The sequence below is a fragment of the Albidovulum sp. genome (assembly GCF_049646345.1).
Classification (GTDB): Bacteria; Pseudomonadota; Alphaproteobacteria; order Rhodobacterales; family Rhodobacteraceae; genus Albidovulum.
Window position 1 is genome coordinate 1 of sequence record NZ_JBARVQ010000866.1, and the last position, 5,039, is coordinate 5,039.

A 5,039-nucleotide genomic window follows, 5' to 3' on the forward strand; every position below is an offset into this window, starting at 1 on the left:
GCGCGGGAAGGCGATGACCGGTATGGCAGGATGGCGGGCCTTCAGAGCGGTGATGATTGTGCGCGCGGGGGCGAGAGCGTATTTGTCGAAGGCATCGCCTTTCAATGAGCCGGCCCAACTGTCGAAAAGCTTGACGACTTCTGCCCCGGCCTCGATCTGGGCGGAAAGGTATTCGATGGTGGCCGCCGTCAGCAGGTCCATCAGGGCGTCGAACGTCGCGGGGTCTTCCATCCGCAGTTTGTGGGCCGGACCCTGATCGGGCGTGCCTCGGCCCGCGATCATGTAGGTGGCAACCGTCCAGGGCGCGCCCGCGAATCCGATCAGGGTCGTTTCCTTGGGCAATTCGCCGGTCAGGATCTTCAGGGTCTCGTAGACCGGACCCAGCGTTTCATGGATGTCGGGGACTGTCTTGAGCCTTGCGAGGTCGGCCTTGCCGGTGACGGTGGACAACCGCGGGCCTTCCCCAGTGACGAACCACAGGTCGGCCCCAAGCGCCTGCGGAACGAGCAGGATGTCGGCGAAGAGAATCGCCGCGTCGAATCCGAAGCGGCGGATCGGTTGCAGCGTTACCTCGGCGGCAAGGTCGGGAGTGTAGCAGAGCGACAGGAAGTCGCCGGCTTTTTCGCGCGTGGCACGGTATTCCGGCAGGTAGCGCCCGGCCTGACGCATCATCCAGACGGGCGGTGTCGGCAGCACTTCTCCGGCCAGTGCCCGCAGGATTGTCTTGGTTTCCACCATGGTCTGCCCTTTCTGTTCGTTGCGGCTGTCGTCGGGTGCCTGCAACAGTTTGTCAACCCGGTCACTGTTGTCAGCGCGCTTCGTCACAAGTAGAGGAGGGGCATGACATTGGAACTTCCCTCGGCGGTCAAACCGCTCAAGATCGGTACGCGCGGTTCGCCGCTGGCGCTGGCGCAGGCGCATGAAGTCCGGCACCGGCTGATGGCGGCGTTCGGGTTGCCGGATGAGGCATTCGAGATCGTCGTGATCTCGACCACCGGCGATAGGGTCCAGGACCGGCCGCTGAAAGAGCTGGGCGGCAAGGGGCTGTTCACCCGCGAGATAGAGAACGATCTTCTGTACAGCGCGATAGACATCGCCGTTCATTCGATGAAGGACATGCCGGTGCAGCAGCCCAAGGGATTGATGCTGGACTGCTATCTGCCGCGCGAGGATGTGCGCGACGCTTTCGTTTCAGTCAGCGCGAACGGGCTTGCAGATCTTGCCGAAGGCGCTGTTGTCGGAACGTCCAGCCTGCGGCGGCGCGCCCAGCTTTTGCATCGCCGCCCCGATCTGCAGGTCGTGGAGTTTCGCGGCAACGTTCAGACCCGGCTGCGCAAGCTTGATGAAGGCGTCGCCGCGGCGACATTCCTGGCGATGGCCGGTCTGAGGCGGTTGAAGATGGATCAAGTGCCGTGTGTGCCCGTCGTGCCCGAGGACATGCTGCCCGCTGTGGCGCAGGGGGCCATCGGAATTGAACGGCGTATTGATGATCAGCGCGCGGCAGGTCTGCTCGAGGCGCTTCATGATCGGCCTACGGGCCAGCGGATCGCGGCTGAGCGCGCATTCCTGACGGCGCTCGATGGATCGTGTCAAACCCCGATTGCCGGTCTTGCAGAGCTTGACGGCGGCAGCCTGAGGCTGCGCGGCCAGATCCTGCGCACCGACGGGTCGGAGGCGCTGGACGACGATCAGAGCGGCGCGATCGAGGATGGCCCCGAGATGGGGCGCGTCATGGCCGAGGGTCTGCTGGCGCGGGCAGGCGAAGGGTTTTTTGACTGGCGTTAAGCCGGACGCCGCCTGTCCATCATCAAGAGCGTAAGGCCCGAGGCGGCTGCGAGCCCTGCCCCGAGCATCGCGGCAAGCCCGTAGCCCGATATCGCCGTTCCAAGCCCGAAGACGGCGGCGGCGATGACCCGGCCGGTGACGTGAAGAACCGCGATCAGTGCGCCGCCCGCGCCGGGGCGGGCTGACATCAGGTCCTGCATATAGGCGATTGGGACGGAAAGCGTTACCGCCGCTCCCATTGCAGCGGGGATCGCCAGGAACCAGACGACCGGATAGGGGGCCGCCAGCGGGAAAGCGCAGAGAAACCCTGCATGGATGAAGGCGGCAGCGGCGATAAGTGCGGATTTCGAAAGTCGCGACAGCAGCATCGGCGAGGCGAGCATGAAAGGCACTTCGAGTCCCGCGACGAGTCCGGCGAAAAGCGAGACATCCGAGGTTTCGCGTCCGCCGCCGGTCGTCATGATCAGGCCAAGAAGGACCATGTAGAGCGTGACCCCCGCCTGAACCGACGCGATTACCAGAATTCTCGCGGTGACCGGCCATGCCGTCATTTCCCGCAGGGCGGCAGAGAAGCGGATGCCGGATTTCGGATCATTCAGTTCCGCCGCACGGGCCGATGGCCAGCGGATTGCCAGAAGTGCGGTGATAACGGCAAAGCCGAGCGCAAGCACGCCATAGATCAGGATCAGCGGTGCGCCGCGATCGAAGGCCAAAGACCAGAGGGGCAGCACAATGACGAAGGGAAGGGCAAAAAGCGCGCGCAGGGCGGCCATGGTTCCATCCCGGCTGGCGGCTGTCTGTTCAGCCGTGGCGAGGCGGGCAAGGGCGAACAGTTGGCCGAAGATCGTCGCCGAGAACGGGAAGACCAACATATGCGCGACGAGATAGGCCGTCGGCGAGCGGACTAGAAAGACCAAGCCAGCGCCCGCCGCGCCGAGGGCGGCGGAGGCGATCAGGATCTTTCTGCGGTCCCCTTTCTGGTCAGTCAGGATTCCGATCCAAACGAAGCGGTGACCGAAAGGGCAGAGCCGAAGGCCATGATCGCCGAATAAGCGCCGTCGGTGAATCCGAAGACGCTGATTGCAACAAGTGACTGGTGGGGTGCAATGGACGCTGCATAAGCGCCGTAGCAGAAGACTGAGAGGGCAACGAGGCCTAATATCCTGTCGCGCGCGATCTGGCGCAACGTGTCAAGCATTCGGGATGACTTTACCCGGGTTCATGATGCCTTTGGGGTCCAACGCCTGCTTGATCTGTCGCATGACTTTCAGCGCGACCTTGTTCTTGCGCCGTTCCATCGAGGGCAGTTTCGACAAGCCAATACCGTGTTCCGCCGAGAACGATCCGCCGAGTTCCAGCGTCACATCCTCGACCATCTCGCGGATGTCATCATGGGCGTCGGGATCCTGGGAAGAAGGCCAGACCGAGAAATGCAGGTTGCCGTCACCAAGATGGCTGACAGTGATCGTGTCGGCCTGCGGATCCAGTGGTTCCAGCCGCTCCAGCACCATGTCCATGAAACTGGCAACCTTGTCGAGCGGCACGCAGACGTCGGTGTCGATGATCGGCAGGCGGCCGAGGGTGATCTCTGCCGCACTTTCGCGGATCTTCCACATCGCCAGCCGTTGGCTGCCCGATTGAGCGACGGCGGCGTCGGTTGCCAGCCCCTGTTCGATCAGGTTTGTCAGCGTTTCCTCGAGCAATCGCGTTACCGGGATCGAACCATCATCAAGCGGGTCCACATCGCGGGGCGCGGTGGCGCCGAGTTCGACGAGGATCGTAACATCATGGTCGTAACCCAGCGGCGGGGTCAGTTCCGGCAAGATCTGTCTCAGGCGCTCCATATAGGTTCTGGGCATGAACTCGAACCCTTCGACCATGCCGCCGGTGGCGGCCTGCAGCCGGTTCAGCAGCACCAATGCGTCCGGCAGGGATCGAGCCGCGACCATGGCCGTTGCATAGGCGCGGGGTTTCGGGACGAGTTTCATGACGGCCGCAGTGATCACGCCAAGCGTCCCTTCGGCACCGATGAAAAGGTCCTTCAGGTCGTAGCCGGAGTTGTCCTTGTGAAGCTCGCTCATCAGGTCCATGACCTCGCCATCGGGCAGCACGACCTCCAGCCCGAGACAGAGCGCGCGGGTGTTGCCGTAGCGCAGCACGTTTGAACCGCCGGCATTGGTCGACAGGTTGCCGCCGATCATGGCCGAGCCGCGGGCCCCGAAGAACAGCGGAAAGGCCAGACCTTTTGCATCGGCGGCGTCGTGCAGCTTTGACAGGATCACGCCAGACTCGACCAGCGCGATACGGGCTTCCGGCCGGATGTCGCGGATCCGGTTCAGACGCTCGACCGACAGCATGAGCGCGCCATCCGCATAGGTGCCCCCGACCAGCCCGGTATTGCCGGATATCGGAACAACGGGAGTCCCGGTTTCATGCGCCAGCCGCATCACGGCGGACACTTCGGACGTGTCGCCCGGCCTTACGACTGCAATCGGCTGGGCGACATATTTTCCCATCCAGTCGGTGCCGTAGCGCGTGGCGTCCTTGCCGGTCAGAACATGGGCCGCGCCGCAGATCCCTGTAAGTTGTTCGATCAACTCCATAACCAATCCCCTATTCAAGCATCACGCGAAACTTTGCGCATATCGTTCACGCAAGACATTTTTCTGGACCTTGCCCATCGTGTTACGGGGCAGTGCGTCGACCACCACCAGGCGTTTGGGCAATTTGAACTTGGCGAGCCGCTTGCCCGCTTCGGCGAGAATGACGGGAATGTCCGGGGCAGCACCTTTCTGTGCCACTAGGACGCCGACGACGCTTTCGCCGAAATCGGGATGGGGAACGCCGATCACCGCGCTTTCGAGCACGCCGGGCATTTCGTCGAGCACCAGTTCGACCTCTTTCGGGTAGATGTTATAGCCGCCCGAGATGATAAGGTCCTTGGAGCGACCCACGATCACCACATAGCCGTCCTCATCGAGCCGGGCGAGATCCCCGGTGATGAAGAAACCGTCAGGACGCAGTTCTTCCGCGGTCTTTTCCGGCATCTGCCAGTAGCCCTGAAAGACGTTTGCCCCCCGAACTTCGATGATGCCGATTTCGCCTTTCGGCAAAGTTGCGCCCGTGTCGGGGTCTGTGATCTTCAACTCGACCCCTGCAAGCGGCAGGCCGACGGTCCCGGGTTTGCGCTGCCCGTCATAGGGATTCGAGGTGTTCATATTGGTTTCGGTCATGCCGTAGCGTTCCAGAATGAT

6 protein-coding genes are annotated in these 5,039 nt (G+C 62.8%); 1 reads left to right on the forward strand and 5 read right to left on the reverse strand.

Annotation, left to right across the window (positions count from 1 at the left end; genetic code table 11):
* Positions 1 to 738 (reverse strand): uroporphyrinogen decarboxylase (gene hemE / locus WBB85_RS22625; RefSeq protein WP_432640828.1); only part of this gene is annotated, 738 nt, incomplete at its 3' end.
* 102 nt (positions 739 to 840) lie between these two features.
* On the opposite strand from hemE, the gene hemC reads away from it, so the two are divergent.
* Positions 841 to 1,785 (forward strand): hydroxymethylbilane synthase, encoded by a 945-nt coding sequence (gene hemC, locus WBB85_RS22630; protein WP_432640823.1) that lies wholly within the window; start codon positions 841 to 843, stop codon positions 1,783 to 1,785.
* Here hemC and WBB85_RS22635 read toward each other — a convergent pair.
* From WBB85_RS22635 to WBB85_RS22650, 4 genes are all read right to left on the reverse strand, one after another.
* Positions 1,782 to 2,702, reverse strand: a complete 921-nt coding sequence (locus WBB85_RS22635) for a hypothetical protein (protein WP_432640824.1) — start codon at positions 2,700 to 2,702, stop codon at positions 1,782 to 1,784. The two genes, hemC and WBB85_RS22635, sit on opposite strands and share 4 nt — an antisense overlap.
* Positions 2,703 to 2,770: 68 nt before the next feature.
* Positions 2,771 to 2,983 carry a hypothetical protein gene (locus WBB85_RS22640; protein ID WP_432640825.1) on the reverse strand — a complete coding sequence of 71 codons (213 nt, stop codon included), beginning with the start codon at positions 2,981 to 2,983 and terminating at the stop codon, positions 2,771 to 2,773.
* Entirely contained in the window at positions 2,976 to 4,388 is a 1,413-nt protein-coding gene (locus WBB85_RS22645) for an FAD-binding oxidoreductase (RefSeq protein ID WP_432640826.1), read from the reverse strand. The genes WBB85_RS22640 and WBB85_RS22645 overlap by 8 nt, the downstream gene beginning before the upstream one ends.
* A gap of 21 nt (positions 4,389 to 4,409) precedes the next feature.
* A partial coding sequence (locus WBB85_RS22650; protein WP_432640827.1) for an AMP-binding protein occupies positions 4,410 to 5,039 on the reverse strand: 630 nt, incomplete at its 5' end.